Below are 5017 nucleotides of genomic sequence, written 5' to 3' on the forward strand. Positions count from 1 at the left end.
CTTTGTCAACAACTGAAATCCTCTGCGATATAAATCGCTACTGCGTAAGTCCTATCAAATAAACTTTGAGTCGAGGTTGTTTCTTTTCATCCGGTCCGAAGATTATACGCTCCTCAGCCAAGAAATTCCACATTTTTTCCGGTGTTCTACTCCAGCCATTTGCTGGCACAGGACAAGGTTTACCTGTACATGGATGAATCAACGGAATGCGAAATTTTGGGTCGTTCTGCCGTCCAGGAGCTGCTAGGCTAACCTCTGAATAAACATCTCCATTTTCATCGATTTTTGAATATGCCCGCTCTCCGCCAGTCAAATTAGGATAGTCCTTAAGCCAAGTTCTAAATTCTTTGCAACACGCCTCGGTAACACCGCCATGCTGTTTTATTAATGAAGAAGCCTTCCTAAGAATGGCTTTACGGTTGATAGGTCTGATATTGAGTTTTATAGTTCCTGTAGAATAGCACACAACATATTCGTGCTGCGTAGCAATCGTATTTGTGCCAAAAACAGGGTTTCTTTTATCCCATACAATTGTTCCCTGATCGTCCATTTGCAGAGTTTGAAAGAGGAGGAAGAGTTTTTCATATTCATTCTCATCAATATGGCAAAGGATACAACTATCTGATGCCATTAACTGCTCGGCGAGAGTTATTCGATCTGCCATCATTGATAACCAACTTGAGTGTTGATAAGTGTTCTTGTAAACAAATCCACTGGTTTTAGTGTTGTAGGGTGGATCAATGTGAATACATTCTATTGATTTGTGGTATTTTTTTTTCAAGAGATTTAAAGCCTGGAAGTTCTCGCCGTGAATTAATAAGCCATCTATTTCATTATCTAAATCGTCAAAATGTGCCAATAGACGATCTTTGAAATCAGGATTGAAGTGGCAGGTATCTAAGACGAGGTTGGGATTTGCCTTGAGGAAATCGGCGGAACGGGTTTTAACCCCCCTGCCCCCCTTATCAGGGAGGTTGAAGAGGTCGGGATCTATTTCGTGGATAGCAAACAAGTCTTTCCACTCCTCAAACTGCGCAGCGTTATCAATAATTTCAGGATAAAATTCTTCTGGAACGCGGTCGAGTGTGAGGCAGTAGTCGGTGGAGAGGACGAATTTCTTTTTGAGCCAGAGACGTTTTTGGAATTCTTCAATATGGGAGAGAAAATCAATAATCTGGGTGGCGATACTGTGAACAAGTTTCGCGGTTTCAAGCCAATTGTTACTATTTGTTAACCATCAGTTTACTACCCCTCCCCCATTTTTAACATTTGTTAAAATCAAGTCTGACAATGGAAGAACTTCATTTTTGATGTATATATCAAGTTCCCGGTTGAGGAACCCCTTGAGGTCTTTGTGGATGAAGAAGTCTGCGGTGTTGCGGCGGGTGTAGGCGCGGAGGTGTTTTTTGAGAGCGGTAACCCCCCTGCCCCCCTTATCAAGGAGGTTTGTTGTTTGCCGATTGAGTGCGGATATGGCGTTATAGTGGCTTGTGAGTTGTGCGATGATTTCGGGTTCGGCGGCATCAAGGATTTTGTCTTGTTGTTTCTGACCACTGTAGTGTTTCTTTTCTGCATCGGTAAGAGGACGGTATTCAAACGGAATGCATATATCATTGGTTTCGGATTTATAAGTTATCTCGGTAGATAGAGGAACAAAAAAACGTTTCATGCCTTTGACGTTGTCCTTTTCAATATCTACATCACGCAGGTCAAAGGTAACAGTCACGCCTTGGGATTTGAATCTATAGGTGGAGAAATGTTCACCACTCTAGATGCCGAAGTCGAGATCGGCGGCATCCGCTCGGAAGAGTTGTTGAAGGAGGGTTTGTAATTTTTGTTGGGATGTTTGCATATTTTTTAATAAAGCGGAGGTACTCAATTTTGATTGCGAGCGTTTATTTCCATCAGTTTTTCGCGAGCCAATATTTCAAAGACTGGCATCACTCTTTCGACGAGTTCAGCATGTCGTCCGGACAAACGATCGTGTGATGTCTGGAGGGCTTTTTGCTCTCTTGCAATAACATCTAACCCGGTTCGAAGGGTTGCATTTTCTTCCTGAAGCGTGTTGTGCTGATTTAGCAGAGTATCATGGGCCTCCTGGAGCGCGTTATGCTGGTCAAGCAAAGCATTATATCTCCGATCAGCCGTGCTTTGGAAAGTTCTAAATTCCTGTTGAAGTGTTTCATGTTCTTGCTGGAGCGTTGTGTGTTCCTGCCGTAACGTTTTATGTTCTTGCTGGAGCGTTATGTGCTCCTGCTGGAGCGTTTCATGTCCTTGTTGGAGCGTTGTGTGTTCCTGATGAAGAGCGTTGTATCGCTTATCTAATTCTTCAGAGAGTGTTTTGTATCGCTCGACCTGGTTTTTCAACCACCATAAGCCGATAATACTGATACTCAGCACACCGATGTCTATTAGGCTGATAGTTGCCCAACTGAACTCTAACATCCCAGTTTTTTTCCTTTGTGCCATACGTTTGTAACTGTTTTACGAAGACAGGTATTTGTGTTTAACAGGACTTACGCGATTTTGACCATCGCCCGCGCCATGAGATAGAGATCGTATAAAAAACGCCAGCTGTCCCTTTGCACAACCTAACAGGTTATGCTACAAAAGAGCAGCGCGCGTAAACCCTATTTAAGAGAAGTATAACACTTTTATTTCTATCTGTCAAATGTTTTCTGAATAGGGGTCTGCATAGTCTTTATGTGAAGTCCGTTAATCTCTAAAGAGGTTCAGGTATTTCTCCAAGACGAAGAGGCGGTTGCGGGAATGTCCTGTAGTCTCCTTCAATATATCAAGTTCTGTCAAGGATTTTAGGAGCAAGCTTGCACTTGAAAAACTGATGTCTAACTCCTTTTCAACCCATCTCGCGTTAACAATGGGGTTTGCATACATGCGCTGGAGCAACTTTTGAGCGTTTCGTGCTCTGGAACCGAGAGTCAGGATTTTGGCATCATATTCTTGGCGAAGCGCGATAATCCCTTTGAATGTCTTGAGTCCGTGCTGTGCTGTCTCAACGATTCCAAGTAGAAAAAATACAATCCACTGTTCCAAGTCATTTGCAGTGCGAACGCGAGTGAGCGAATTGTAGTATGAAACCTTGTTTTTCTCAAAAAAGGTGGAGGCATAAAGCGCAGGCTTGTTAAGTAACTGTGCATCAATAAGTTGCAAAACGATTAAGAGTCTCCCACACCTACCGTTCCCATCAAGGAAGGGGTGGATGGTTTCAAACTGATAATGTGTGATAGCGATTTTGATGAGGAATGGCAGTTGTAGCGATTCGTTGTGCCAAAATTTTTCCAAATCACTTAGGAGGTCCGGAAGTGCCTCCGGTGAAGGTGGGACGAAAATAGCGTCAGAAAGTGATGAACCACCGATCCAGTTTTGACTCCTGCGAATTTCACCCGGTGCCTTATGTTTTCCGCGAACGCCGGACAGTAATATTTTATGGACATCCTTGAGAAGTCGCATTGAAATCGGGATTCTTGGTAGTTCGGCTATTGCGAAATTCATGGCTGCAATATAATTTTGGACCTCTTGCCAATCATCCTGTCTGACTGACGGAATCTCCGATTGTGGCAGAACAACCTCATCAATCTCAGTTTTTGTGCCCTCAATCAGATTGGAGTCTATCGCTTCTTTTGCGATGCTCATTGGAATCGCAAAATCGACATCTGGTACAATTTCCGCATAAGCGTTGAGTGCTCCCAAAAGATGTGCAGCTTGTTCGACTAACTGATCTATTTGACGATTTTCCCAAGTAAACGGACAGTTTATGAAGGATGGGCTAAAACTCTTGTATTCCCGCTGCTGTCGGTACACACCCGCTGTAAAATCTTCCATATTACTGTTTTCGCCTCTTTTTAAAAATAGCAAATTCGCATTGTCATTTTTTCCGATTTTTGATAATCCCATATTATAGTGTAGGTTCAAACGGATGTCAAGAGATTAATTCTGCACAGAACTTACAGAACGCGCAAGAAATTGCGCTACTACGAACCAAACTGCTTTTGAGAAACAGACATCCTTCATGGGTTTTCATTTTCGGGTGTTTTTGATAATAAAGACAAGAATAGGAGTTAGGATGTGGGAATTATAGTCTTTTGGACTTCGTTAACAATCGCATCGGGTTCTATACCTTCGCCTTGCCCCTCGAAGTTGAGAAGGATGCGGTGACGGAGCGCAGGAAGTAGGACGGCATCAATATCAGAAAAAGCGACGTTGTAGCGCTCATCGAGGATGGCTCTGATTTTAGCGGTGAGGGCTATCGCCTGGACACTCCGAATCCCGGCACCCAGATGGACATAGCGTTTGACGATCTCCGGGGCATCCTCGGAATCCGGATGTGTGCCGCGGACGAGTCGGATAATGTGCCGTTCGACATGCTCGGCGATGATGACCTGCGGCACGAGTTGACGCATCTCGTTGAGTGTCTCAGCATTCGTCACCGTGTCGATAGTGATCTCGGCACCGGATGTGGTGCGGCGCAGGATTTCGACGATCTCATCTTCACCGGGAAAATCGATCAGGAGTTTGAAGAGGAATCGGTCGAGTTGTGCTTCGGGGAGCGGGTAAGTGCCTTCCATCTCCAACGGGTTCTGTGTGGCGAGGACGCAAAACGGCTCGTCTAACTTGTGGCTGGTGCGTCCGACGGTGACAGTGCGCTCTTGCATGGCTTCAAGGAGTGCAGACTGCGTGCGGGGTGTGGCGCGGTTAATCTCGTCGGCAAGGATGAGTTGCGAAAAAATGGGTCCCTGTTGGAATTCAAACTGCCTGTTACCGTGTTCATCTTCAACAAGGAGCGTTGTGCCTGTGATGTCGGAGGGCATCATGTCCGGTGTGAATTGGATACGCTTGAAGGAGAGGTCGAGGGCTTCGCTGAGGGTATAGATGAGTTGTGTTTTGCCTAAACCGGGGATACCTTCAAGGAGAGCGTGTCCGTTGGCAAGCAAACAGAAAAGCACACCTTCAATAATCGCGTCTTGACCGACGATACGTTTTTGGACTTCGGCTTTGA

Annotated in this window: 5 protein-coding genes; all 5 read right to left on the reverse strand. The window is 44.9% G+C overall.

What is annotated here, in order from left to right:
- Positions 1 to 37 precede the first annotated feature (37 nt).
- Positions 38 to 1186, reverse strand: a complete 1149-nt coding sequence (locus F4X88_20090) for a site-specific DNA-methyltransferase (GenBank protein ID MYA58583.1) — start codon at positions 1184 to 1186, stop codon at positions 38 to 40.
- Positions 1187 to 1237: 51 nt separating this feature from the next.
- Positions 1238 to 1669 carry a hypothetical protein gene (locus F4X88_20095; protein MYA58584.1) on the reverse strand — a complete coding sequence of 144 codons (432 nt, stop codon included), beginning with the start codon at positions 1667 to 1669 and terminating at the stop codon, positions 1238 to 1240.
- A 206-nt stretch (positions 1670 to 1875) separates the two neighbouring features.
- A complete protein-coding gene (locus F4X88_20100; GenBank protein MYA58585.1) occupies positions 1876 to 2445 on the reverse strand; it encodes a hypothetical protein in 570 nt (189 codons plus the stop codon).
- A gap of 270 nt (positions 2446 to 2715) precedes the next feature.
- Complete coding sequence (locus F4X88_20105; protein ID MYA58586.1) at positions 2716 to 3843, reverse strand: Fic family protein; 1128 nt, start codon at positions 3841 to 3843, stop codon at positions 2716 to 2718.
- Positions 3844 to 4079: 236 nt separating this feature from the next.
- On the reverse strand, positions 4080 to 5017 hold a 938-nt coding region (locus F4X88_20110; GenBank protein ID MYA58587.1), incomplete at its 5' end, for an AAA domain-containing protein.

Source organism: Candidatus Poribacteria bacterium, assembly GCA_009839745.1.
Lineage (GTDB): Bacteria > Poribacteria > WGA-4E > WGA-4E > WGA-3G > WGA-3G.

Bases quoted from the DNA above. Each gene is read 5' to 3' on its own strand.
- F4X88_20095 (MYA58584.1), bottom strand. From the start codon at position 1,669: ATGAAACGTTTTTTTGTTCCTCTATCTACCGAGATAACTTATAAATCC.
- F4X88_20100 (MYA58585.1), bottom strand. From the start codon at position 2,445: ATGTTAGAGTTCAGTTGGGCAACTATCAGCCTAATAGACATCGGTGTG.
- F4X88_20105 (MYA58586.1), bottom strand. From the start codon at position 3,843: ATGGAAGATTTTACAGCGGGTGTGTACCGACAGCAGCGGGAATACAAG.